17 protein-coding genes and 1 tRNA gene are annotated in these 24,135 nt (G+C 70.1%); 5 read left to right on the top strand and 13 right to left on the bottom strand.

Going from position 1 to position 24,135, the window contains the following annotated elements; genetic code table 11:
- Positions 1–24 precede the first annotated feature (24 nt).
- From MFF21_RS10500 to MFF21_RS10490, 3 genes are read right to left on the bottom strand one after another with little or no spacing between them, the layout of a single operon-like run.
- On the bottom strand, positions 25–1,314 hold the full coding sequence (locus MFF21_RS10500; RefSeq protein ID WP_238311097.1) for a type III PLP-dependent enzyme: 1,290 nt from the start codon (positions 1,312–1,314) through the stop codon (positions 25–27).
- The gene (locus MFF21_RS10495; RefSeq protein ID WP_238311096.1) at positions 1,307–2,902 is read right to left on the bottom strand and encodes an AMP-binding protein; all 1,596 of its coding nucleotides are present in this window, start codon (positions 2,900–2,902) and stop codon (positions 1,307–1,309) included. Before MFF21_RS10495 ends, MFF21_RS10500 begins: the two co-directional genes overlap by 8 nt.
- A gap of 6 nt (positions 2,903–2,908) precedes the next feature.
- A complete protein-coding gene (locus tag MFF21_RS10490; protein WP_238311095.1) occupies positions 2,909–3,172 on the bottom strand; it encodes an acyl carrier protein in 264 nt (87 codons plus the stop codon).
- Between the two features lie 400 nt (positions 3,173–3,572).
- On the opposite strand from MFF21_RS10490, the gene MFF21_RS10485 reads away from it, so the two are divergent.
- Positions 3,573–4,157 (top strand): hypothetical protein, encoded by a 585-nt coding sequence (locus tag MFF21_RS10485; protein WP_238311094.1) that lies wholly within the window; start codon positions 3,573–3,575, stop codon positions 4,155–4,157.
- A 4-nt stretch (positions 4,158–4,161) separates the two neighbouring features.
- Here MFF21_RS10485 and MFF21_RS10480 read toward each other — a convergent pair whose 3' ends face one another.
- The 3 genes from MFF21_RS10480 to MFF21_RS10470 are packed head-to-tail and all read right to left on the bottom strand — an operon-like array spanning position 4,162 to position 10,861.
- A complete protein-coding gene (locus MFF21_RS10480) occupies positions 4,162–5,061 on the bottom strand; it encodes a transglutaminase family protein (protein ID WP_238311093.1) in 900 nt (299 codons plus the stop codon).
- Entirely contained in the window at positions 5,058–7,592 is a 2,535-nt protein-coding gene (locus MFF21_RS10475; protein WP_238311092.1) for a circularly permuted type 2 ATP-grasp protein, read from the bottom strand. The genes MFF21_RS10480 and MFF21_RS10475 overlap by 4 nt, the downstream gene beginning before the upstream one ends.
- Positions 7,589–10,861, bottom strand: a complete 3,273-nt coding sequence (locus MFF21_RS10470) for a transglutaminase family protein (RefSeq protein WP_238311091.1) — start codon at positions 10,859–10,861, stop codon at positions 7,589–7,591. The genes MFF21_RS10475 and MFF21_RS10470 overlap by 4 nt, the downstream gene beginning before the upstream one ends.
- A 252-nt stretch (positions 10,862–11,113) precedes the next feature.
- On the opposite strand from MFF21_RS10470, the gene MFF21_RS10465 reads away from it, so the two are divergent.
- Positions 11,114–12,283: a zinc-binding metallopeptidase family protein gene (locus tag MFF21_RS10465; protein WP_238311090.1), complete on the top strand. Its 1,170-nt coding sequence runs from the start codon at positions 11,114–11,116 to the stop codon at positions 12,281–12,283.
- Positions 12,284–12,298: 15 nt separating this feature from the next.
- On the opposite strand, the gene MFF21_RS10460 is transcribed toward MFF21_RS10465, so the two are convergent.
- Both MFF21_RS10460 and MFF21_RS10455 read right to left on the bottom strand, forming a co-directional pair.
- A complete protein-coding gene (locus tag MFF21_RS10460; RefSeq protein ID WP_238311089.1) occupies positions 12,299–13,003 on the bottom strand; it encodes a DUF2147 domain-containing protein in 705 nt (234 codons plus the stop codon).
- A 243-nt stretch (positions 13,004–13,246) separates the two neighbouring features.
- A complete protein-coding gene (locus MFF21_RS10455) occupies positions 13,247–13,456 on the bottom strand; it encodes a hypothetical protein (RefSeq protein WP_238311088.1) in 210 nt (69 codons plus the stop codon).
- Positions 13,457–13,902: 446 nt separating this feature from the next.
- Here MFF21_RS10455 and MFF21_RS10450 point away from each other — a divergent pair, with 446 nt between their 5' ends.
- Positions 13,903–14,223, top strand: coding sequence for a hypothetical protein (locus tag MFF21_RS10450; RefSeq protein WP_238311087.1), 321 nt, complete (start codon positions 13,903–13,905; stop codon positions 14,221–14,223).
- A 13-nt stretch (positions 14,224–14,236) separates the two neighbouring features.
- On the opposite strand, the gene MFF21_RS10445 is transcribed toward MFF21_RS10450, so the two are convergent.
- Positions 14,237–15,229: a glucokinase gene (locus MFF21_RS10445; protein WP_238311086.1), complete on the bottom strand. Its 993-nt coding sequence runs from the start codon at positions 15,227–15,229 to the stop codon at positions 14,237–14,239.
- A 282-nt stretch (positions 15,230–15,511) separates the two neighbouring features.
- On the opposite strand from MFF21_RS10445, the gene MFF21_RS10440 reads away from it, so the two are divergent.
- Together MFF21_RS10440 and MFF21_RS10435 are read left to right on the top strand one after the other, a co-directional pair.
- Positions 15,512–15,587: transfer RNA gene (locus MFF21_RS10440), tRNA-Glu, on the top strand.
- Between the two features lie 93 nt (positions 15,588–15,680).
- Positions 15,681–17,447 carry a site-specific integrase gene (locus MFF21_RS10435; RefSeq protein WP_238311085.1) on the top strand — a complete coding sequence of 589 codons (1,767 nt, stop codon included), beginning with the start codon at positions 15,681–15,683 and terminating at the stop codon, positions 17,445–17,447.
- A 31-nt stretch (positions 17,448–17,478) separates the two neighbouring features.
- Here the strand turns inward: MFF21_RS10435 and MFF21_RS10430 are convergent, their stop codons facing one another.
- The 4 genes from MFF21_RS10430 to MFF21_RS10415 all read right to left on the bottom strand — a co-directional run bounded on the left by MFF21_RS10430 (position 17,479) and on the right by MFF21_RS10415 (position 24,026).
- Positions 17,479–18,174 (bottom strand): hypothetical protein, encoded by a 696-nt coding sequence (locus MFF21_RS10430; protein WP_238311084.1) that lies wholly within the window; start codon positions 18,172–18,174, stop codon positions 17,479–17,481.
- On the bottom strand, positions 18,171–18,692 hold the full coding sequence (locus MFF21_RS10425; protein WP_238311083.1) for a hypothetical protein: 522 nt from the start codon (positions 18,690–18,692) through the stop codon (positions 18,171–18,173). The genes MFF21_RS10430 and MFF21_RS10425 overlap by 4 nt, the downstream gene beginning before the upstream one ends.
- Positions 18,685–19,524, bottom strand: coding sequence for a ParA family protein (locus MFF21_RS10420; RefSeq protein ID WP_283206523.1), 840 nt, complete (start codon positions 19,522–19,524; stop codon positions 18,685–18,687). The genes MFF21_RS10425 and MFF21_RS10420 overlap by 8 nt, the downstream gene beginning before the upstream one ends.
- A gap of 296 nt (positions 19,525–19,820) precedes the next feature.
- The gene (locus MFF21_RS10415; protein WP_238311082.1) at positions 19,821–24,026 is read right to left on the bottom strand and encodes a hypothetical protein; all 4,206 of its coding nucleotides are present in this window, start codon (positions 24,024–24,026) and stop codon (positions 19,821–19,823) included.
- Positions 24,027–24,135 lie beyond the last annotated feature (109 nt).

The raw sequence follows: 24,135 nt of genomic DNA, 5'->3' as shown, positions 1-24,135 counted from the left end.
GCGATGGGCGCGGCCGCCCTCCCCTCAATCGCCCGCCCGCGCGCGGATCACCCGGGCCTGTCCCCCCTCCACCAGCACTTCCGCCGGGGTGGGATGGGAGAGGAAGTCGGTGGGGCTGGCGGTGAGCGCGTAGGCGCCCGATTGCAGCACGGCGACGAGGTCGCCCTCCCGCAGCTCCGGGAGCGGGGCGGCCCGGGCCAGGATATCCAGGGGCGTGCAGAGGGGGCCGGTGACGGTCCAGGGCCGGCGCGCCGCGCCTGCCCGCTCCGCGACCGGGACCAGGGGAAAGTCCCGCTTGACCACCTGGCCGAGATTGCCGGAGGCGGCGAGGTGGTGGTGCATGCCACCGTCGGTGATGGCGAAATGCTGGCCGCGCGAGGACTTGGCCGCCCGCAGGCGGGCCACGTAGAGCCCCGCCGGCCCGACGAGATAGCGCCCCGGCTCCAGCAGGATGCGGGCGCCGCCGAGCTTCATCGCGTCCCGCTCGGCCCGGAGGGCGTCGAGGCCGGCCGTGAGCTCGGCCAGGTCGAGGGGGGAATCGCCGGAGAAATAGGGGATGCCGAGGCCGCCGCCGAGATCGATCGTGTGGAGGGGGCGCCCGATCCGGCCGGCGAGGCGGGCGGCGAGACCGAGGCCGTGGCGCCACTGGGTCAGCAGCGTGGCCGCCTGGAGGGTCTGGGTGCCGGCGAAGAGATGCAGGCCCGTCAGCTCCAGGCCGGGGGCGGCCTCGACCCGGTCGATGGCCGTGTCGAGATCCTCCTCGTCGAAGCCGAAGGGCGAGGGCTTGCCGCCCATGCGCATCGCCCCGCCCTGGGCGGCGGCGTCCGGATTGACCCGGATCGCGACGCGCACTTGGCGCCCCAGCCGGGTGGCGATGGCGGAGAGGCGCTCGACCTCCTCGGCATTCTCCAGATGGATCTCGCCGATGCCCGCCGCGACCGCCCGCTCCAGCTCCGCCGCGCCCTTGCCCGGGCCGGCGAAGAGGATGTCGCTGGGGGCGACGCCGGCCTGCAACGCCGCGGCGAACTCGGCCCCGGAGGCGATCTCCGCGCCGGCCCCCTCCTCCCGGAACACGGCGATCACCGCCGGGTTCGGGTTGGCCTTTACCGAATAGACCACCTCCGCGAAGCCGCGCATGGCCATGCGCAGGGCGCGGTAGGTCGCCCGCATCAGCCCGGCATCGTAGACGAAGAGCGGCGTGCCGTGGGCCTCGGCCAGCGCCGCGACGTCGACGCCCCCCGCCCGGAGCTTGCCCTCGGCATAGGGGAAATGCGCCGCGACCAGCCGCTCGGCGAGGCTCGGCCCCTCAGGCATCGACGGGCCGGCGCTCGGCGCGGGAGGCCTCGTGGGCCGCGATCTGGGCGGCCTCGGCCTGGGTCTGGGCGGCGACGCGCTCGGCGGCGAGCCGCTTGTAGTCGACCTTGCCGTTGGGGGTGGTGGGCAGGGCGCTCACGCTCTCGATGGCCCGGGGCACGAGATGGGGCGCGAGCACCGCCCGCAGGTGCTGCATCACGTCGAGGCCGTTCCCCTCGCCCCGGCCCTCCGCCGGCACGGTGATGGCGTGGATGCGCTGGCCGAGGCCGGGATCGGGCAGGCCGATCACCGCCGCCGCGCCGAAGGCCCCGGTCTCCATCAGGGCCGCCTCGACCTCGCTGGGGCTCACGCGGAACCCCTGCGTCTTGATCATCCCGTCCTCGCGGCCGAGGAAGCGGAAATAGCCTTCCGCGTCGGCGACCACGAGGTCGCCCGAGCGGCAGACGAGGCCCGGCTCCTCGCCCGGCGGCGGGAAGGGGTCGGGCACCAGCACCCGGGCGGTGTCCTCGGGGCGGTTCCAGTAGCCCAGCGACACCGTGGGCCCGCGGTGATGCAGGATGCCGGGTTCGCCCGGGCCGGCGCGATGCCCGTCCGCGGTCAGCGCGAAGATCTCCGTCTCGGGGATGGCGCGGCCGATGGAATCGGGCCGGGCGTCGATCTCGGCCGGCGGCAGATAGGTGGAGCGGAAGGCTTCGGTGAGGCCGTACATCAGCACCACCTGGGTGTGCGGCAGGGCCGCACGCAGGCGCGCCACCGTCGCCACGGGCAGCGCCCCGCCGGAATTGGTGACGTAGCGCAGGCTCGACAGATCGGCCTTGGCGAGGCGCGGGGCGGCGCGGGTGAGCAGGGTCCAGAGCGTCGGCACTCCGGCCAGCCCGGTGATGCGGTGGGTCTCGATGGCGCGGACCACGTCGTCGCCGAGCCGCACGTTCTGCAGGACGATGCGCGCCCCCTGCTCCACGCTGGTGAGGAGCTGGTTGAGCCCGTAATCGAAGGAGAAGGGCAGCACCGAGAGGATGCGCTCCTCCGGGCCGATGCCGAGATAGGTCCGCACGATGCGGGTGCCGGCGAGCAGGTTGGCGTGGCTCAGCATCACGCCCTTGGGCAGGCCGGTGGAGCCGGAGGTGTAGAGGATGGCGGCGAGCCCCTCCGGCCCGGCCTGGGCGGGGCCGGGCGCGGGCGGCCCCCGGCGGACATCCTCGCCGACGAGGAGCGTCAGGCCGGGCAGATCGTCGAGGGCGCCCTCGAGCGCGGCATGATGGGCCGCGTCGGTGACGAGGACGCGCGCCTCGCAATCGGCCAGGATGTGGTGGACCTGGCGCGGGCGCAGGGCCGGATGGATCGGCACCACCACGCCGCCCGCCGCGCTGACGGCGAAGAGGGCGACGCATTCGGGGATGGATTTCGGCAGGAACAGGGCCACCCGGTCCCCGGGGGCGAGCCCGGCCGCGGCGAGCCGCTCGGCCAAGGCCGCCACCGCGTCGCGATAGGCCCCGTAGGTGAGTTCGCGCGCGCCCTCGACCACCGCGACGCGCTGCGCGGCGCAGGCCTCGCCTTCGAGGAGGTGGTGGAGCAGGCTCGGGGCCATGAAGGGTCAGTCGCCGGAGCGCCGGTCGTCGATGTAGAGGGCGAGGGCATCGACGCTCTCGAAATTCGACAATTCGAACGAGTCCTCGTCGATCTCGACACCGAAGCGGTCGCCGAGCTCCATCATCAGGTCGAGGATGCCGATCGAGTCGAGGGCGTCGCTGGTGACGAGGGAGGTCGAGCCCGTCACCGAACCCGGCGGCAGGGTCGGATTGCGGGCGGCGATGAAGGCGAAGATCGCCTCGCGCACCTCTGACGCCGTCTGAGCCAAGGCTCCGCGCTCCCTCGAAATCCCGCGGCCCTTCTTCGAGCGGGTCGCGCTGGGACTGGCGGATTAGGCCATCGGGCGCCGGAAATCCACCGGGGGCGAGTGGCCGCGGGCGATGCGGACTTGTCTGCCGCTTTTCTGCGCAGTCCAAAGTCCATTTTGAATACAGGGATTATCTTCGCGCAACGAGCACGTGTGCTCCTGCACACAGGGCAGATCATGGGGCGCCTATCTTCATGATCATGTCGTCAAAGCATCTTCGCCATCAGCTGTTCCGCGCGCTGCTTATTCCGCATAGTCAAGCGCGCGCAGGGATGCCGGCGGCGATCGGCCCGACCTGCGCGCTTCCGCCGCCCTGCGCCCGCCTGACCCGTCGTCTCCTCTGCCGCGGGGAGTCCGGCGCGTGAGCACTAAGCTCGATCTCACCCATCGCGACCACCGCATCATCGCGGCGGTGCTCAGGGGCCGGGCCGCCGCACAGGTCTATCGCGGCGACCGGCTCGCCACCCGGGAGCGTTTCGAGAGCGCCAGCGTCGAGGGAGCGGCCGACGCGGCCCGCGCCTGGATCGACCGCCAGAACGACCCCGCCGAGGCCCAGCGCCGGGCGCCCGAGGTCGGCACCGCCGACGAATACGTCGCTCATTTCGCCCGGAACCCGCCCGAGGGGCGGCTGCGCCGGATGCTCGTCGCCCATGCGGCCGCGCCGGAGCGCATCCTCTCCTCCGACGCCCTGGCCGAGGCCGGCGGCTGGAACAGCGTCTGCGCGGCCCATGCCCATTACGCCGCCTTCGGCGAGACCCTGGCGGAGGTCCTGAGCCTGACCCTGCCCCGGCGGGAGGACGGCGCCCCGGTGCGGATCTCGGCGGTCGCCAGCGCGATCCAGGAAGGCCCGCCCCTGCCCTCCGGCGCCTGCCACTGGCGCCTGCACGAGGAGATCGCCCAGGCCCTGGAGCGGCTGAACATCGCGCAGCGGCCGGCGCCGGCGTGAAGATTCACGCCACCAATTCGTCCTCCGGCACCACGTCCACCTCCACGCGCAGGCGCTGGGCACCGGAGGAGGAGACGATGCCGTCGATCGGGGCGACGTCGCCGTAGTCGCGGCCGCGGGCGACCACGATGTGGTCGTCGCGCACGCCGCAGGCATTGGTCGGGTCGAGGCCCATCCAGCCGAGGCCCTCCGGGCCCGGGCCGCACCAGACCGAGACCCAGGCGTGGCTGGCATCGGCCCCGCGCAGGCGCGCCGTGCCGGGCGGCGGCCGCGTGCGCAGGTAGCCGCTGACATAGGCCGCCGGCAGGCCGAGGCCGCGCAGCCCCGCGATCATCACATGGGCGAAGTCCTGGCAGACCCCGGCCCGCAGGGCGAAGGACTCGGCGAGCGGCGTGCTGACGCTGGTCGCCCGGGCGTCGAAGCGGAAATCGGCGCGGATGCGCAGCATCAGGTCGTAGGCGGCGCCGTAGAGGGGGCGGCCGGGCGTGAAGCTCGCCCGGGCATAGTCCGTCACCGCGGGGACGAGGGGCACCCGTGGGCTGGGGAACAGGTAATGGGCGGGTCCCTGCGCATCGAGGCGGGGGGCGGCGAGCGCCGCGTCGCGCACGCGCTCCCAGCTCGGGCCGGAATCCGGGTCGGGCAGGGGCGGCCGCTCCACCAGGACGCGGGAGGTGGCCTCCACCGCGAATTCCTTGTGCGGCTCGTCGATGAGGAGGGAGACCAAATCGAGCCCGAAGAAGTCGCGGCGCAGCACCCGGCTGCGCGGGACCGGGGTGATCGCGATCTCGCTCGCGAGCACGCGCTGGCCCTCCCCGTCCCGGGGCTGGAGGCGCAGGGTGCAGTGGGCGTAGCGGACCGCCTTGGCGTAGCGGTAGCTCGTCAGATGGCGCAGGGTGTAGATCACGCGAGGCCGGTCAGCTTCTCGGGCCGCAGGGCGTCGAGGCCCCGGGGGAAGTAGCGGCCGGCCACCGCATCGGCCAGCGCCTCGATCGCGCTGCCCAGCTCGGCGAGAGTCGCCCCGTCCAGCTCGCTCGCCGCCGCCGTCTCGAAGCGGGTGGCGAGCTGCAGGGCGAGCCGGCGCTGCGGCTCGATCAGCCCGTCGGCGCGCAAGGCGGGAAGCGCATCGAGATGGCGTACCACCGCCTCGATCTGGAAGGCGACCGAGCGGGGGTTGTAGGGGTCGAGCATCACCATGTCGCAGACGGCGTCGCGGGAGACCCCGGCGAGATAGCGGGCGCTGTAGGAGATCTGGGAATCGGCCAGCGCCAGCAGCACGCCGAGATCCTCGGCCCGCGCCGCCTCCCCGGCGAAGGCGAGGGCGAAGGTGCAGGTGTTGATCGCCCGCTCGATGCGCCGGCCCATGTCGAGGAAGCGCCAGCCGGCGGCGTGGTTCATGTTCTCCTGGGCGAGCCCGGACAGGGCGGCGAAGTGGCTCAGCGCCCGCTCGGCCCGGCCGAAGAGCTGGGATTCGGAGGGCTCCCAGGCCTCGCCGAAATCGAGGATGTCGCGCAGGTCCGTCAGCGCCCGCCAGGATTCGGCGGGCATGCGCTCCCGCAGGGAGGCGGCGCAGCGCCGGGCCGAGAGCAGGTGACTGAGGGCCGAGCCTCCGATCGTGCGCCCGCTCAGGGCCTCCTGCGCCAGGGCGGCGGGGGGCAAATCGGGCGCGCTCACCGATTCCCACTCGTCGAGCAGGGCGCGGATGCGCAGGGCGGTGGGCGCCCCCGACTCGCCGCAGCTGTCGCCGACCACGGCGTTGCCGAAATGGCCGAGATGGACCTGGACGAGACGGATCACCGCCTCGGCCCGCTCCAGATAGCGGCCGAACCAGAACAGGTTGTCGGCGGCCCGGGCCGGCAGGTGGCCGGCGATGCGGCGGATGCGCGGGGCGGTGGTGGCGAGGAGGGGCGGCGAATCCACGGGGGCGTCGGCCAGCACCCAGACATCGGCCGACTTGATGCCGGCGCGCATCTCGATCGGGTCGTCGCCCTCGTTCTCGGCGGTCCGGCAGAAGGCGCTCGGCATCACCCGCCAGCCCTCCGGCGTGGCGGCGGCGAAGACGCGCATCACGAAGGGACGCGGCACGAGGTGGTCCCCGTCCCAGGCCGGCATGGTGGAGAGGGGCGCGGCCTCCTCCCCGACCCAGTCGAAGGGCCGGTCGAGCAGGGCGGACAGGGCCTCGGCCCGGGCCGCCTCCAGGGCCTGCGGCGCCAGGATGGCGTCGCGCCCGGCCCCGCGCACGGGGGTGGCGGCGGGGCGCAGCGTCAGGGTGTCGAGATGGGCGCGGATATGGGCGAGGCCCTCCGGGTCGCCGCCCCACCAGGCGGGCGGGCCCGCGAGCCGCAGGTCCTCGCCGATCAGCCGCCGGGCGAGGCGCGGCAGATAGGGGGCGAGGGCGCCGGATTCGACCACGCCGGAGCCCGGCATGTTGCCGATCACCACGTCGCCCCGGCGCAGCACCTCCAGCACGCCGGGGATGCCGAGGCGGGAATCCGAGCGCAGCTCCAGCGGGTCGAGATAGTCGGCATCGATGCGCCGCCAGATCGCGTCCGCCCGCTTCAATCCGGCGACGGTGCGGACATGGACGAGCCCGTCCTGCACGATCAGGTCGTCGCCCTCCACCAGGAGGAAGCCGAGATAGCGGGCGAGCGCCGCCTGCTCGACATAGGTGCTGGAATAGGGGCCGGAGGTGAGCAGGCAGATCCGCGGGTCCGAGCGGGCGCAGGCCACGGCCAGGCTCTCGCGGAAGGCCTGGAAGAAGGCCGGCAGGCGCTCGACGAAGAGGTCGGAGAACAGGTCCGGGAAGGCGCGGCCGAGCACCATCCGGTTCTCCAGGGCATAGCCGAGGCCGGAGGGCGCCTGGGTGCGGTCGGCCAGCACGCGCCAGCGCCCGTCCGGGCCGCGGCCGACATCGGCCGCGTAGAGGCGCAGGAAGCGCCCGCCCGGGGCGGCGACCCCGTGCAGGGGCCTCAGGAATTCCGGGCTGCCCGCCACGATGGCCGCCGGCAGCAGGCCCTCGGCCACGAGCCGGCCCTCGCCGTAGATGTCGGCGACGATGCGCTCCATCAATTCGGCGCGCTGGACGATGCCGGCGGAGAGCTCCGCCCAGTCCGCGGAATCGATCACCAGCGGCATCGAGCCGAGGGGCCAGGGATGCTCGCGCTTGTCGCCATAGACCCGGTAGGAGATGCCGGCGTCGCGGATATGCCGCCCCGCCGAGAGGAAGCGGGCGGCGACCTCCCCCTCCTCCAGGGCGGCGAGCCGGGCGAGGACGCGCGGCCAGGCCCCGCGCAGGCCGCCGCCCGCGTCGAGCATCTCGTCGACGACGCCCGGACGGCGCAGATAGCCCTCCGTCCAGCGGCGCAGGCGCGCGCCCGCCTCGCCCGCGGGGTCGAAGAGCGGCGGATCCTGCAAGGCCAGCGCGTCCAGGGGGCTCATCGCGGGGCGGGCGTGCGCAGGTCGAGGGTGAGCGGGAACTCGGACGTCCGCTCCTCCGCCGGCATCGCCACCCGGCCCGGGGTGTGGCCGATCGCCTCGAAGCGGGCGAGGCGCCGGCCCTCCGCCTCGTAGGCGTTGACGGGGAAGGACTCGTAGTTGCGCCCGCCCGGATGGGCGACGTGGTAGCGGCAGCCGCCGATCGAGCGCTCGCTCCAGGTGTCGAGGATGTCGAAGGTGAGCGGCCCGTGGGCGGGGATCGTCGGGTGCAGGGAGGAGGCGGGCTGCCAGGCCTTGAAGCGCAGGCCGGCCACGGCCTCGCCGCTCGCGCCGGTGCCGGTCATCGGCAGGCGGCGGCCGTTGCAGGCGATGACGTGGCGGCCGGGCACGAAGCCCTCCACCTTGACCTGCAGCCGTTCGACCGAGGAATCGACGTAGCGCACCGTGCCCCCCGACGAGCCTTCCTCTCCCAGGACGTGCCAGGGCTCCAGCGCCTGCCGCAGCTCCAGCCCGACGCCGCCATGCTCGACACGCCCGAACACGGGGAACCGGAACTCGTGCTGCGCGGCGAAGGCGACGGGATCGAAAGCGTAGCCGCCCCGGTTCAGGTCTTCCAGCACGCTCAGGAAATCCGCCCAGAGGAAATGGGGGAGCATGAAGCGATCGTGGAGCGCCGTGCCCCAGCGGACACAGCCGCCGCTCTGCGGCTCGCGCCAGAGCCAGGCGACGAGCGCCCGCAGCAGGAGCTGCTGGGCGAGGCTCATCCGGGCATCCGGCGGCATCTCGAAGGAGCGGAACTCGAGCAGGCCGAGGCGGCCGGTCGGGCTGTCCGGGTTGTAGAGCTTGTCGATGCAGATCTCGGCCCGGTGGGTGTTGCCGGTGACGTCCGCCAGGATGTTGCGGAACAGCCGGTCGACCAGCCAGTGCGGGATGTTGGGCTGGTTCGGCCCCGGCACCTGGGCGAGGGCGATCTCCAGCTCGTAGAGGCCGTCGTGGCGGGCCTCGTCCATGCGCGGGGCCTGGCTCGTCGGGCCGACATAGAGGCCGGCGAAAAGGTAGGACAGGCTCGGATGGCGCTGCCAGTAGAGCACCAGGCTCTTGAGCAGGTCGGGCCGGCGCAGGAAGGGCGAATCGGCCGGGGTGACGCCGCCGAGCACGACGTGGTTGCCGCCCCCGGTGCCGGTGTGGCGCCCGTCGATCATGAACTTCTCGGCGCAGAGCCGGGTCTGGCGGGCTTCGCCGTAGAGGCTGGTGGTGATGTCCACCGCCTCCCGCCAGGAGGCGGCCGGGTGCACGTTGACCTCGATCACGCCGGGATCGGGGGTGACCTTGATGGTGTTGATCCGCGGGTCGTAGGGCGGCTCGTAGCCCTCGAGATGGATCGGCCGGCCGATCGCGGCCGCGGCCGCCTCGAGATGGCCGGCGAGCTCCAGATACTCGTCGACCCGCTCCAGCGGCGGCATGAACACGTGCAGCACCCCGTCCCGGGCCTCGCAGGCCAGCGCCGTGCGCACGGCCACGCCCTCGATGCCGGCGCCGTTGCCGCGGTCCGGCCCGCCCTTGCCGTCGCTGAAGCACGCCTCCGGCAGATCGCCCCGCGCCTCCAGGGGATCCTGCGCGAAGTAATAGGGATAGGAGCCCGGCGGCACGTAGGGCAGCGCGGAGAGGGGCAGGCGGAAGCCGAGGGGGGAATCGCCGGGGGTGAGGAAGGCGCCGCCGCGGCGGAAGACCCAGCGCTCGGAGATCCAGCGCCGTCCCTCGGCCACCGCGAGGCTCGCGAGCGGCAGGGCGTAGCCGACCGGGTTGCCGAGCCCCCGGCCGAAGACCCGGGCGAAGCGCGCATCGGTCTCTGCGCTGCCGCTATGGACCGCGGCGGTGGTGACGTTGACGGGAAGCTCCGCCTCCCGCGCCTCCCAATAGTCCCTGTCCTCGTAGGCCGGGAAGGCGAAGCCGGAGAGGCCGAGGCGCTTGGCGAGGGCCTCGATCAGCCGGTGCGAATCCTCGACGGTCGCCGCGCGCGGGCCGTTCTCGGCGGCGATCAGCGCGGGATCCTTCCAGATCGGCTGCCCGTCCCGCCGCCAGTACAGGGCGAAGGCCCAGCGCGGCAGGCTCTCGCCGGGATACCACTTGCCCTGGCCGTAATGCAGGAGCCCGCCCGGGGCGAAGCGATCGCGCAGGCGGCGGATCAGCTGGTCGGCGAGCCCGCGCTTGGTGGGCCCGACCGCGGCGGTGTTCCATTCCGGCGACTGGAAGTCGTCCACCGAGACGAAGGTCGGCTCGCCGCCCATGGTCAGGCGCACGTCCTGGGCGGCGAGATCGGCATCGACCCGCGCGCCGAGGGCGTCCATGGCCGTCCAGACCGCGTCGGAGAAGGGTTTGGTGATGCGCGGGGCCTCGGCGACCCGGCTCACCTTCATCTCGTAGTGGAACTCGACCTTGGCCGGTTCGGCGAGGCCGGAGATCGGCGCGGCGGAGTGGTAATGCGGCGTGGCGGCGAGCGGGATGTGCCCCTCGCCGCAGATCAGGCCGGAGGTGGCGTCGAGCCCGATCCAGCCGGCGCCGGGAAGATAGACCTCGGCCCAGGCATGCAGGTCGGTGAAGTCGGTCGTGGTGCCCGCCGGCCCGTCCACGGCGGTGGTGTCGGGCACGAGCTGGATCAGGTAGCCGGAGACGAAGCGCGCGGCGAAGCCGAGCTTGCGCAGCACCTGCACCAGCAGCCAGGCGGAATCCCGGCAGGAGCCGCTCTTGAGCGTGAGCGTCTCGGCGGGCGTCTGCACCCCCGGCTCCATGCGCACGCCGTAGGCGACCGCGTCCCGGACGCGCTGGTTGAGGGCGACCAGGAAGGGCACGGTGCGCTCTTCCTGCGGCACGGCCTCGAGGAAGGCGGCGAGCTCTGGCCCGTCCGCATCCTGAGGCGTCAGATAGGGGGTGAGCTCGCCGGCGAGTTCCTGCGCGTAGGCGAAGGGCCGGGTCTCGGCATAGGGCTCGACGAAGAAGTCGAAGGGGTTGATGACCGCGAGATCCGCGGTGAGGTCGACCTCGATGCGCAGCTCGTCGGTCTTCTCGGGAAAGACCAGGCGGGCGAGCCAGTTGCCGTTGGGATCCTGCTGCCAGTTGATGAAGTGGTTCTCCGGCCGGACCTTCAGGGCGTAGGCCGGGATCTTCGTGCGCGCATGCGGCGCCGGGCGCAGGCGGACCACCTGCGGCCCGAGGGCGATCGGCCGGTCGTAGCGGTAGTGGGTGACGTGGTGCAGGGCGGCTTGGATCGACACGGAGGCTCCCGTTGCGCTGTCCGGCGGCATGGCCGGAGGACGCCCCTCGGCGGCCCGGCCTTATACACGCGGTGCCGACCGGATGCCGCCTGACGCGTCGTCCGTGTCCGCAAGGAGCTGAGTTAGCAAGATCCGTGCATCGAGGGCAGCCGGTCCGGGGGCGGAGCGCCCGGCCGCGCACGGGAACTTCATCCCATGCCCCGTCTTTGAGGAAGACGCCCGTGGCCTGCCGGGCGCCGACAGGGCCGCCCGATGAAGATCTTCCAGTGCCAGGCCTGCGACCAGCCCGTCACCTTCGAGAGCACCGCCTGCGAGAGCTGCGAGCGGCGGCTCGGCTATGTCTGCGCGGTGCACGAGGTCTCGGCCCTGGAGCCCTGCCCCGAGGAATCGGGGGCCGGGCCGCTCTGGCACGCCTATGCCGATCCCGGGCGGAAATACCGCTTCTGTGCCAATGCCGGCCATGGCGGCTGCAACTGGCTGCTGCCCGCCGATTCCCCCGAGGCCTATTGCACCACCTGCCGGCACAACCGCGTCGTGCCCGATCTCGGCGTGCCCTGGAACCTCACCCGCTGGCGCCAGATCGAGGCGGCCAAGCACCGGCTGTTCTACACGCTGCTGCGCCTCGACCTGCCGCTGGCCAGCCGCGCCCAGTATTCCGACGGGCTCGCCTTCGACTTCCTGGTCGACCCGGCCGAGAACCAGCTCGCCGGCCCGCCGGTGCTGACCGGCCACGACAACGGGCTCATCACCCTCAACATCGCCGAGGCCGACGACGTCGAGCGCGAGCGGCGGCGGATGCTGTTCGGCGAGTATTACCGCACCCTGCTCGGCCATTTCCGGCACGAGATCGGGCATTACTTCTGGAACGTGCTGGTGCGCTACGATGCCAGCCTGCCGGCCTTCCGGGCGCTGTTCGGCGACGAGAGCCGGGATTACGGCCGCGCGCTCCAGGCCTACTACGCCGCCGGCCCGGCGCCGGACTGGGAGGAATCCTTCGTCTCGGCCTATGCCACCGCCCACCCTTGGGAGGATTTCGCCGAGACCTGGGCGCATTACCTGCACATCGTCGACACGCTGGAGACGGCGAGCGCCTTCGAGATCTGCGTGCGCCCGCGCCGGCGCGCCGACCCGGCGCCGGCCCCGATCACCATCGATTTCGATCCGTTCGAGACGGCGGATTTCGACCGGCTGATCGCGGCCTGGCTGCCGCTCACCTACGCGATGAACTCGCTCAACCGCTCCATGGGCCAGCCCGCGCTCTACCCGTTCAAGCTGACCCCGGCGGTGATCGCCAAACTCGCCTTCGTGCACGAGCGCATCTACGCCGTGCGCGGCAGCGCCCCGGCGGCCCAGGGCGATGCCGACATGCTCAAGGCGGTGATCGCGGGCCTGCGCCAGAAGGTGGCCGCCCCGGTCCTGTGAGGCGGCCGGGGCCGGCTATTCCGCGGGGGCGGCCGGCTTGGCGGGCTTCGGCGCGGCGGGCGGGGCCGAAGGCTTCGGGGCGGTGGAGCCGGTCTTGGACGCGGCGGCCGGCGCGGGGGCGGCACCCGGCGTGGCCTGGGCGGCGGCCGGCGGGACCTTCGGCGCCCATTCGGCGTCGGCACGGGGGCCGTTCGGACCGTTGGTCGGGCCGGTGAGCTGGCCGGGCAGCGTGTCGGTCACCCGCTTCCAGGTCTGCGACTGGCACAGGAAGGCGATCAGGCAGCCCTTCACGGTCAGTTCGTCCGCCTCGTCGGACCAGACGGTGACGTCGTAGAACTTGCCGTCCTCGGCATTGTAGATCTTGCCCTCGTAATGGGCGTCCTCGTTGAGCTTCAGACCGAGGATCAGCTGGTGGCCGAGGGAGGCGCGGGTGCGCTTCTTCGGGTCGGGATTGCGGAAATCGACCCGCGGCTTGCCTTCGTCGTTCAGCGGCACCTTGAGCCACACGGCGTAGCCGCAGAGGTTCTTCTCCTGCGGGCCGCATTTCTCGACGCGGATGCGCGCCTTGCCGTCCTGGGTGAGCCAGGTGCCCGAGGGATCGTGCGGTGCGGCGGCCGAGGCGGCGACCGGCGCCAGCAGGGCGATGGCGGCCGTGGCGGCGGCGCGGCGCCAGAAACGGAAAAGGCGCGTCGTCGCACCGATTCTCGATCCGAAGGTCATACAGTCTTCCTCACATCCGGTCCGGGGACCCGGCTTGTCCGCCGGTTTCAGCCCCTGGCCCTCAGGCCTTTGACCCCCGCCTTCGGATGCGAAGGTGACCGCATCATGACCGGCTTGCGGCCAAGATGGAGGAAAACGCCTGTCGCGCCGCCGGCCGGCGCGGGCCCGGGCCGACCTCCGGCGCGCATGCGAAAAGGGCCGGCGCGGCGCCGGCCCTTCCCATCGTTCGATCCTTGAGGCCGATCACTCGGCGGGGACGACGTCCGCCGCGAAGTGGCCGCACCAGTCCTGGCCGGCGACGACCGGCCAGAGGCCGTGGCCCTGCGGATCCGGCTGGCTCACCGGCGGGTTGAAGCGGCAGAGGCCCTCGTCCGTGGCGGCGGCGCCGGCATTGTTCTTGTGCTCGTCGTAGAAGCGGCAGCTCTGGCAGTTCGCGGAACCGGTGGTCGCCATGGATCTCTCTCCTGTTTCGGGCGGGCATCCGGGGAAGCCCCGTCGCTCGTTGGGTTCAGAATTAGAATAACTCCAGGCTATCGTCAATAGTTTGGAACGATTCTGATCTAGCGGCCACGCTGTCGCCGGCCCGAGGGCGGCCGGCGCTTCGCGGTCTGCGGAAGGCGGGGAGCGGTGATCCGTGCGGGGCCGCACCGGCGCCGGCGCCGGTGCGACGAAGCGCGCGAAGAGGCGATTGACAGGCGGCCGAAAGGGTTTATCCGCCGCCGGACGGTGGGCGGCCGCATTGCGCCCCGTCCGCCGCTCCAGGACCCCTTCCCCATGCCCAGCGACAGTCACAGTCGATCGACCGCGCCGTTCGTGCGCGCCGCTGTCCGCAAGGGCGCCTGACCGGGCGCGCCTCGGGCCGGCCGCGTGCGAGCGGCCGGTCGTCAGCGAGGTGCCCCATGACCCTGTTTCGATTCTCCCTGGCCGCCCTCCCCTTCGGCGGCCTCCTCTCCGATGGCTGCGGTGCGCCCGCGCTTGCCTGCGCCGCGCCCGCCCCGCTCCCGGCCGCCGAAGCCGGACCCCTGCGCCTGCGCGCCGTCTGGTCCATGGACCGGGCGACCGGACGCCTGGTCTGCCGCTGGGTGGCGGAGCCGACCGAGCCCGCCCCGCGCCAGGCCCGCTCCCCGGCGGTCGCGGACGGCCTCCGGCGCGACCACCGCCCCGCCCCGGGGACGGAGGGGACGCGCCGCACCGCCTGGCGGTTCCGTCGGGCGGCCTGAGGCCGGGGCCGGCTCAGGCCGTCCAGGTCTGCCCGTGATAGACGAAGCGCTCGCCCTCGCGCGCGAGGGCGGCGAGGCCGTTCAGGGCCGGGTCCTGCACGGTGATCACGCTCGTCGGGATGGCCTTCATCTGCGCGGCGAAGGGATGCTTCGTCTCGAAGGCCTTCCGGAACGCCCCCTCCTCCAGCACCTCGAGGAGGCGGGGGGCGATGCCGCCGCCGATATAGACGCCGCCCACCGCCAGGAAGGTGAGCGCGAGATCGCCGCAGACCCGGCCGAGCACCTTGGCGAAGAGGCGGATCGCCGCGGCGGCCTCCGCATCCGTGCCGTCGAGGCCCGTCCGGGTCACGGTCGCCGGATCGAGGGGATGCGCCTCGTGGCCGCGGACCTTGCGCAGGGCGGCGTGGAGCCGTGCCAGCCCGGCGCCCGACAGCACGGTCTCCACCGTGATGCGCCCCTCGACCCGCTCCAGCGCCGCCCAGACCTGCGCCTCCTCCGGGTCGGTCGGGCCGAGATCGGTGTGACCCGCCTCCGTCGAGACGATGGCGAGCCGGTCGGCATAGGGGACCAGGGCGGCGGCGCCGAAGCCGGTGCCGGGGCCCAGCACCAGCCGCGCGCCGTGGCCCGGCTCCGCCACGCCGCCGATCGGGGAGAGGTCGCCCGGCGCGATGCCCGCCGCGCCCGCCGCCACCGGCACGTAGTCGTTGACCACCACGACGCGGGACAGGCCGAAATCCGTCCCGATCCGCGCCCCCTCGATCACCCATTCGGCATTGGTGAGCCGCACGGCCGGCGCATCCACCCGGCCGGCGATAGCGAGGATCGCCGAGCGCGGCGCGGCCGCGCCGCCCTTCTCCAGCGCGGCACGGATCGCCGCGCTCGGATGGGGATGGCCGGCGGTGGGCTCGTGCGAGAGCACCCGGGGTTCGGCGTCCGGCGCGTCGATCAGGCCGAAGCGGGCATTCGTTCCGCCGATATCCCCCACCAGCACCGGGTATTCGAACATGCCCGCTCTCTCCTCATGGCCGGATCCGCCGGCCGCGAGGCCCGGACGGCCGCACCCGCGACGCCGCATTCCCGAGACCGGGCCCCGCACGGGACCGGCCCTCCGATGCCGAGTCTGCAAAGCCGCGCCCGATCCGCAACCCTCTTCACGGATCCGCAATCCGGGCCAGGCCGGCTCCGCCCGAAATCCCGCCGTGAGGTGCCGCGCCGACCGACCGGACAGGGCCGAAAGCCCAGTTGCCGTGGCCGCCCATGCCGATTATAGACCCCCCAGTCAGACCCCGCGCCCTTCGTCTAGCGGTCCAGGACGTCGCCCTTTCACGGCGAAAACACGGGTTCGATTCCCGTAGGGCGCGCCATTATATTCCTAAGCCATTGTCTGGCTGGAATGTCTGCTAAAATCAGTACCTTGGGCCGCCGCCGGTCATGCAATCGGGCGGTGCAAACGGGCCATGGCGCTGATGTCGTATCTCATCCGTGATGGGCTGGGCACGTACTACTTCCGCAGGGTGATCCCGGCGGAGCTGCGCCCCTTCATGCCGGCGCCGTGGACCGGCAAGGCGAACTGGAAGCTCAGCCTCAGGACCAAGGAACCGGCTGCCGCCAAGAAGGCCGGCTCCAGGATGCTGCGCGACTGCATGGCGGACTTCGAGCAGGCCGAGCGGACGAAGCGAGGGGAGATCCCTACAGCCTCGACCCGACGTGCTGCCACGATGCCCCTGCCTGAGGAGATCGAGGCGGACGTGCTGGCAGAGCTGCTGGCCGCGGATGACGCCGAGCGATCGGACGGCGATGCCCGCAGACAGCTCCAGACCGCCGCCGAGCGTTCGCAGTGGCCCGACCTGATGCCGGTCGCCTTCGGCCGCCGCGGGATGGCTGAGGACCACCACCACGTCTACGGCGGTGAGCTGGAGGAACTGGCGGCGGACTACCGCAAGGCTCTCTCCCGATCCGATCCCGGCATCGTGGACGCTGAGACCCGCGACCTCCTGCGGCGAAAACAAGCACCGATAGACCCGACCTCCGAGGCCTACCATGAGGCGTCCTTGGCGGTCCTGCGGGCCCACGTGAAGGCCTACGGGCTGATGCTTGCCCGGCAGGAGGGTGAGGTGGTCTCGACCCCGCCACCCAGCTCACAGTGCGGCCCAACGCTCACGGAGGCCTACGAGGCTTGGAAGGCAGGCAGCGGCGCACGGGGCAGCCGGAAGCCCAGCGGGCGGACCTTGCTCGAAGCCGAACGCTCTGTTCGCCTCCTCAAAGAGTGGCACGGAGACATCCGCCTGGGCGATCTCACGCGGGAGAAGGCGAGGGACTTCAGGGACGCCCTTGCCCGGGTGCCGACACGCCTCCCCGCCGAACTCCGCCGGCTGCCGATGCGGGACCTCCTGAAGCGGAACCTCAAGGGCTACCCGACCCAGCACGCCGCCACGATCAACAAGACGCTGGCCATCTTGGCTGCCATCGTGAGCCACGCTGAGGCGGCCGGCAGGCTCGACACTGTGCCGGGCTTCAAGAACCCTTTCGTGAAGGGCATCAAGTTGGTGGTGGATGCGAGGGCGGAGGAGAAGCGGCAACCCTTCAGCGCGGCCGACCTCAAGGCCATCTTCGGCACGGGGGTCTATGGGAGCGGCGAGCGGCCTCGCGGAGGGGGAGGAGAAGCGGCCTTCTGGCTCCCGCTGATGGCGCTCCTCTCCGGTGCCCGGCAAGGCGAACTGGCGCAACTCCGGGTGATGGACCTGGCGCAGGACGCTGAGACGGGCGTCTGGCATCTCGACATCGGGACGGCCGGGGGACGGAGCATCAAGACGGCCTCCTCTCGGCGGAAGGTCCCCCTGCACCCCGAACTGGAGCGGATCGGCCTGCTTCGTTACCGGCAGTCGCTGCTCGATGCCGGCTCAAAGCCCGACAGCCCGCTGTGGCCGCACGTCGAGGCCGACAACGAGGGCCGGCAGAACGGGCCTTGGTCGAAGTGGTTCAACCGATACCTGCGCGACAAGGCGGGCATCGAGGACCGGACCAAGGTGTTTCACTCGTTCAGGCACACCTTCAAGGAGCTGGCGCGGGCCGCAAAGCTGGCTGAGGACGTGCACGATGCGCTCACAGGGCACACCGGGGGAGGGGTCGGGCGGCAGTACGGCAGGTTTGGCTTGAAGGTCCTGGCGGAGGAGCTGGCGCGGATCGAGGCGCCGGACGTGGTGCGGGGCTTGCGGTGGGATTAGAGGCAAGCAGGGCTACCCTCTAGAAGGCACACTAGGGCACTAAGATCGCTGCCTTCAACGCTTTTGGAAGAGCATCAAGTATGTAATCTCGCTGAGAATGATGCACCAATCTCAGCTTACTTGCATACATAACAAACATTATCTTGTTTGTGCGCTGAGAAACATATTTTAGGCCATCGACCAAACTTTCATACTGGCTTTTGTCGAAACGCGACACGCTTTCAAGTGGCACGCGCAAGGCCAACTTAGCCTCGTCCGCTGCATGTGCGTACGAGCAAAGGTCCGAGTACATTTGAATGAGCTGGTTCAAGTCGTTTTTTACCGGCGATCCGTCGGCGCCGATTTTAGAAGATCGGACTAGCGTAATTAGCTCGTAAGTAAACTTGGCCCCCGACGTCAAGAAGCCCTGCTCATGCGCTACAGTCCGAAGTATGTTCTCGATTGAACTTCGCAGCATCATCCGTGCCGGCTTGTACATACCCAGGAGCAATAGAACTTGGCATGCGGCCAGATCAGAGAGAAGCTCTCGAAATTGCAATACTGCCTGCGCGTCAGCCACTGGCTTCTTGGGATTGGCAACTGCTTCATGCCAAATGAGGAGCGCATGAACATATTTATAAGCCTGCGCAAACGTTTGCTTGCAAGCTCCGTCAGCCAATACATCTTCGAAGGAAATACCTTCGATAAAAGCATGGATATCGGCAACGCCGTCAGACTGTGCGCTCATGTTTCCTGCGCAAGCAGATCTTGTATTACCTCATTCCAACTCATACCCTGCTGCTTTCGCGCTTTGAGAGAAGCCTTGCCGCTCTCCCCGCCGTCAACGATTTTGACAAGTGCTCGCACGAGCCGCTCGACCTGCTTGTTATCTAGTTCAACCGCACGACAAACAATGTGGCCTACCAATTCAAAGCGGGCCTTTTTATGCCACCGCGGCAAATTAATCTTGAGGGCCGTCGATGCAAATTCGGCAATATCTTCATTAGAAGGGAAAAGGCTTTCATCAATGAAAAGGCTTGGCAGCGTTCCCACCAAATAAACTATGTTTGGATTCTTAGGCGCAAGACGTTCAAACAGCTCCGGTGTTTTCGTTTGCTTTTCTGCCCGCGCGTTTTTGATTGATCGAAAATCAAGGTCGGCATGAGCGTGCAGGAGCCAAGATAGCTCTTCTAGAAACTGCTCGACCGCACGGGGATCGGAATTTCGAGCTGAGCGCCGCTTTGTAGTGTTGGCACCTTCAGACATTTCCGATCCGCTCAAGGAATTCCGCCGTGATACGCGTTAACGCGAGTTTAGCATCTTCGATGTCTGAGCCCAAAATCATGCCCTGGCGGCCCTGATTGCGAGCGATTGCCGTTCTGTGAGGCAGGTGCGCAGCAAACCGTTTACCCCGCCAAGCGTCGTTCCTATCCAGAAATTCTTTAGCTTCGCTGAAGACGCGGGTGCGCTCATCGACGCTCGTCAGCACGACCCCGAGACAGGCAATATCGTGGCCGTGGTTTTCTGAGCACCGGTTCACAACCCCTCTAAGGAGGTCGATTCCTACCCGCGACAAGGGCTCTGGCTTAACCGGCACCAAATAAGCATCAGACGCGAGAAGTGCGCTCATCATCCACGCCGAGGGGGTTGGCGGCGTGTCGATTAGGACGAAGTCATATTTGGCGGGTGCGTTGATCCTCTCCAGGAACCGTTTGAGGCGCTGCTCCCGACCTTGCCCTGCGCCCATATCAAGGCGATAGAGTTCAAGATCTCCAGGAACTAGGTCAAACCCTTTAGATGTCTGCCATGGCTCAATATCTTCAAGCCTCATGACCGGCTGAAGAGCAGATCCTCGCACGGGATTTATCTTCGTATGGGCAGTATCATCGAAAACATCAAGTATGGTCTTCCCGCCGGCGCCTCTCCTACGAACATAGTCGCCACCCGCGAGAATACATTGAGTTGCATTGAATTGCGGATCTATGTCGATCAGCAAGACCCGGGATCTGTGCCGGAGAGCAAGGCAATGAGCAAGGTTGGTCGCAAGCGTAGTCTTAGCAACGCCTCCCTTCATGTTAACCAATGATACAGTTTTCATTAAGGCCCCGCCCCCGATCCACCGGCCAATTCTAGGTTGAAGCCACTAGCCCGAGTCAAGAGGCATTAGGGGAATTCAACATGGGCGACTGGCTGCTCCTGAGGTATCTCGAAGGCCGCGCCTTCGGCTCTCAAGACCTCCTCCCTTAATGGTGGCAGAGCCTACGGCGAGAGCTGGGCGGCTGGCTCGGATGGTCGGGCCGGGGCGATAGTCCGCAAGGTGACCGGGCAGGCCGGCAGGAAGCAGCCCGCAAGCCACTCCCCGCCAGCCCGATCTATGAGGAGGCTTCCCCTGCCTCACTCCGCCGTCAGCACACCGCGCAGGTCCACTCCGAACCCGCGGCCCACCCTCTCCAGAGCCGCAGCGCCCACCTGACGGTCCGACTTCGGGGCATTCCTCGCGGCCACCGCCGCACGGCCCCTGGCGCTCGCCTGGAACATCGCCTGACGCACGTTCGGGTCCCGCATCAGCAGCTTCAGGCCCAGCTCCCGGTACCTCGCCGCGGTGCCCGTGAGCATCGCCTGCTTGGTCCCCTTGGTCGTGTGGTCTCCGGGCTCGCCATCCGGGGCATTCTGATAGGCCTTGGTCGCCATGAGCCGGCCCATCGTCTCCTTCAGGCTCGGCCCTCGCGGTGGGTGCCCGGCCAACTCCTGGAAGGCCTCGTAGGCATTCCGACCGTCCGCGGTGGTCACGTCCCGGAGGTCCACTCCGCGTTGCCGGTAGCTCGGCGGCCCGAAGGGGCCCACCCCCGCCTCATCGATCATCCGGCGCACCTCGGCATCCACCAGGCCATCCTTGCCGGTGACCCAGAGGCCCTTGTGGACGGTCAGTGGGTCTCCGAAGAGATCCCGCTTCGCCGGCAGCCGCTCGGACAGGCCCGGCACGGTGGCCATGATGCTATCCACGATGCCCCGGGTCTCGCGCATCAGCGGGTCGGGGTTGGCGAAGCGCAGGCCAGAGGCGAACGGCACGAAGTTGGCCGCCGTCTTGCCGGCCGCCTTCTGGAGCCCGCGGTCTGGGTCCACGATGGCGGTGATCGTATCGTTGAGGGCGGTGAGGTAGGTCTTCTGCCCTAGCTGCTTAACGACGCTCAAGAACACGCCGCCCAGCGCCGCGGCAGCCTTCTCTCCCGGGCCGTCCCCGTCATGATCCCGCTCCAGGATGTCAACCACGTCCGCCATGATGCCGAATGGCATGGCGACAGGATCGAAGCGGCCGAAGTTGACGTAGGTCGGCTTCCCGTCAGCGTCCGGCACCACGAAGGAGTAGGGCTGCCAGCCGGTGGCCATGAGTTCCTGCTTGAGCTTCAGATCGCTCGGCCCGCCTCCGGTGATGAAGCCAGCATGGGTGAGGAGACCCGCCACTCCGAGGAAGAGCGAGCCCATCGACATCTGGCCGATCGCTTGAGCCTGCGCCTCGGGACCCATCTCGCCCCGGAGCATCAGGCGGTATTCCTTCTGCGCCAGGTTGAGGCCCGGGGTCAGCTTCCAGCCCATCCGCAGGACGTTGGTCGGGGTGCGGATGAAGGGGACGATGATCCGCAGCGCCGCCGAGTCGCCCACGAAGCCCTGCACCCTGGCGCCGAACGTGCCGGGAAGAAGGTCTTGCTGGAAGGTCGCGATGTGCGCCTCATCGAGCGCCTTCAGGTCCACCGCCCGGCCGGCATCGTCAAAGGCTGCGTCGAGGGCCCGCCGGACGTGCTCGCTTAGGGCCGGACCTTCGAGCCCCGCCGCGATGCCGGTCCCGTGGGCATCCGCCATGACCTTGGAGCGGTAGACGGTCTGCTTGACCAGCTCATCGACCGCACCGAGGGCCCGGGTCGGGAGACCGGCCGCCTTCATGAACCCGGTATAGGCGTTGGACAGGACGTTCGGGATCGAGTCGGCCTGCTTGAAGCCCTCCGCCACCCAGTTGACCGAACGGCCCGTGGTGGCGGCGCTCAGCTCGGAAGAATGCGGCGAGAGGATGCTGTCTCCGGTCTGCCAGGTCCGCACGGCATCCCGCCAAGCCTCATGCAGCGAGCCGGCCATGAAGGCGTACTGCCGGGCGTTGGCGGCCACCCGCACCCGGTCGCCCTGGATCGCCCCGCCAATCATCCGCTCCAGAGGCCGGGCTCCGAGCATGTAGAGGTTGGTCGAGAGGTTCACGAAGTGCGTCCGCAATCCCCAGAGGAGGTTGTTGACGTAGAGGTAGCTCGCGTCGTCCCCGAGCCGCTGCCAGAAGCCCCGCCTCAGAAGCCGGTCTGCCACCCTCGGATCGCGCCCCGCCGCCTCGATGAGGTTGAGCATCTGGGCATCCGAGAGCTTCGCCATCGCGGCCACGTCCTCGGGGGTATAGGCGAACTCCGCACGCTGCCGCCGGAGGGTCCGCGCGGCGTTGGCCACCATGGCGGAACTCTCGGCCCGCGCCGTGGCCGCCACCTGGTAGTGACCTCGCAGCGCCGACATGGCCGCCGAGAGGTCCCCGCCGAACTCCTCCAGCATGCCCAGCCGGATGCGATCCGCGAGGTTCTGGGCGTCTTGGGAGGCCCGCAGGGTGATGAGGTCCGCTGCCGCCACGTCCGCCACCAGACGGTCGGCATTGCGGCCGGCGAGCTGGAGGCTGCCCATCAGGGCCTCGGGGTCGTCGCCATAGATCGCCACCCGCTGCTGGATGAGGCGGTCTTGGAGCGCATCCGAGCGGACGCCTCCGAGCCCGTCCCCGCTCTTGGCCGCCGCGATCTGCCCCGCGAACTCATCGGAGACCCGCCGGAGAACCTGGTCGAGCTGGGAGGTGCCGGGCGCCGTGCCGGGCTCGATGCTCAGCTTCTGCCAGGGGATGCCCCCTCCGTCCCCGAACTTGTAGCCGCGCTCAAGGGCTCCCTCCCAGCCACCGGGCGAGAGGAGCTGTTCCGTGTCGGCCTGCCCGTGGGCGATGAGGCGCTGGACCTGATCGTCCGTGATGGCGAGAAGCCGCGGCTTGGCGGGGAGACCCTCCGGGCCGGCGCCCTGGGTCGGGCTGTCCACCCGCTGCACCTGGGCCTGCGCCGGGTCGCCCGACTGGGTGGCTTGGGCTGCCTGCTGGCCCACGTCCTTGGGTTGGACCGGGCCGGGATCTGCCGCCGGCCGTCTGTAGGTCACCGAGCCGTCCGGGTTGGCCGTCCGGGTCCAGCCCTGGTCAGCGCTCAGCTCTTCCAGCTTGGCGCGAGCGCGGCGCTGCCACGGCGTCCCCTTGCCCTCGAACTGGTCGGGGGAGACCGTCACCGCCCTGAGCAGGGAGGCGTCGTCCGTCTCCTTCTCGACGCGGGCCATGAACTCGGCATCCCCTGCTTCCCAGGAGTGCCGCCACGTCGGCTTGGATTGGTTGATGCGGCCTTCCAGACCCGAGGTATCCAGCTCCAACCGGAAGCCGGTGTTGTGGTCCTGCCCCAGCGCCAGGTCGGGGTTGTTGGAGTAGTACCGTTCCCTTTTGCCCGCGAGGCCGGACTGCTGGCTCTGATCGTTCGGCAGCCAGTCCGCGAGGCCCTCGGCGTTCGTCTCGTGGTAGACCACGGGGGCGTGCTCCGAGAGGCGCCTCCGGTAGTTCGTCTCCGGCACCGGACCCAAGCCCGGGGGAGTCGGTGGAGCGATCACCGCCTGCTCGGGGGGCAGCCCAACCTCAGGGATCGCTACCGGTGCCGGCGCAACGGTGGCCTCGTGGGCCTCCAGGGCCTGCTCGGCGGCGTTCACGGCCTGAGGGTGCTCCAGGCGCAGCGCCTCGACCGTCTCCAGATCCCCCTTGCTGGCGGCCAGCTTGGCGTCCCTGTGGGCCACCGCATGGGCCAGCTCATCGGTGGCGGTCTTCACCTCCTCCGCGGTCCCCGTGCCGGCCCGATAGGCTTGGACCCTCGCATAGCCCTTGACGCTGAGCGTGAAGACCCCCGCCAGGGCGGCGTCCATGCCGATCGACTCCAGGGCGTTCTTCATGCGCCCGAGGGCCGCCGTATCGTCCTCGTTGCCGGAGTGGGCGAGGTAGGAGGAGACCGGGTTCTGGAGCCATGCGGGCCCCTTCAGCACCACGAGGTCCGACAGGCGGGGGCCATCGGGATCGAAGGCAACGGCTCCCACCGTGGCGGCCTTGGCGGAGCTGAGGGCGAAGGAACCCGCCTTGGTGGCCTCCAATGCCCCGACCGCGCCGCCGACTCCGGGCACCGCCTTGGCGAGGCCCACCAGCTTCCCCGCGCCGAGCATCCCCGTGGCGAACTGCGAGAGGCCCGACACGAAGCTGTTGCCGATGGACGCCTCGCCCAGCTCCCTGTCGAAGGACTCGATGCTGCGCCGGGTGTCGGACTTCTCGCTCTCCGGGGTCTTCCCGAAGATGAAGTCCTTCGTCTCGTAGAGGGACTTGGCGGCACCCGTGAGGATCGCCCCGCCGACCTGGCCCGAGGCGTCCAGCGCGTGGCCGTTGACGGTGGGTGTGGCCGGAGGGGTCGGTGCTGCGGGTTGGGCCGGAGGTTGGGCCGGAGGTGTGGCCGGAGGCGTCATGACGGGAGCCTCGGGGGCTCCGCCCAGCAGCGCATCGAACGCCGCCGGGTCCATGCTTTGAGCTGGCACCGGGCGAGCTACAGGAGCCGCCGGCTCGGCTAGCAGCGCA

It is taken from the genome of Methylobacterium organophilum (genome assembly GCF_022179465.1).
In the GTDB taxonomy this organism is placed as follows: Bacteria; Pseudomonadota; Alphaproteobacteria; order Rhizobiales; family Beijerinckiaceae; genus Methylobacterium; species Methylobacterium organophilum.
The sequence above is the reverse complement of the archived record's forward strand: the minus strand, read 5'-3'. Positions and strand labels throughout refer to the sequence as shown.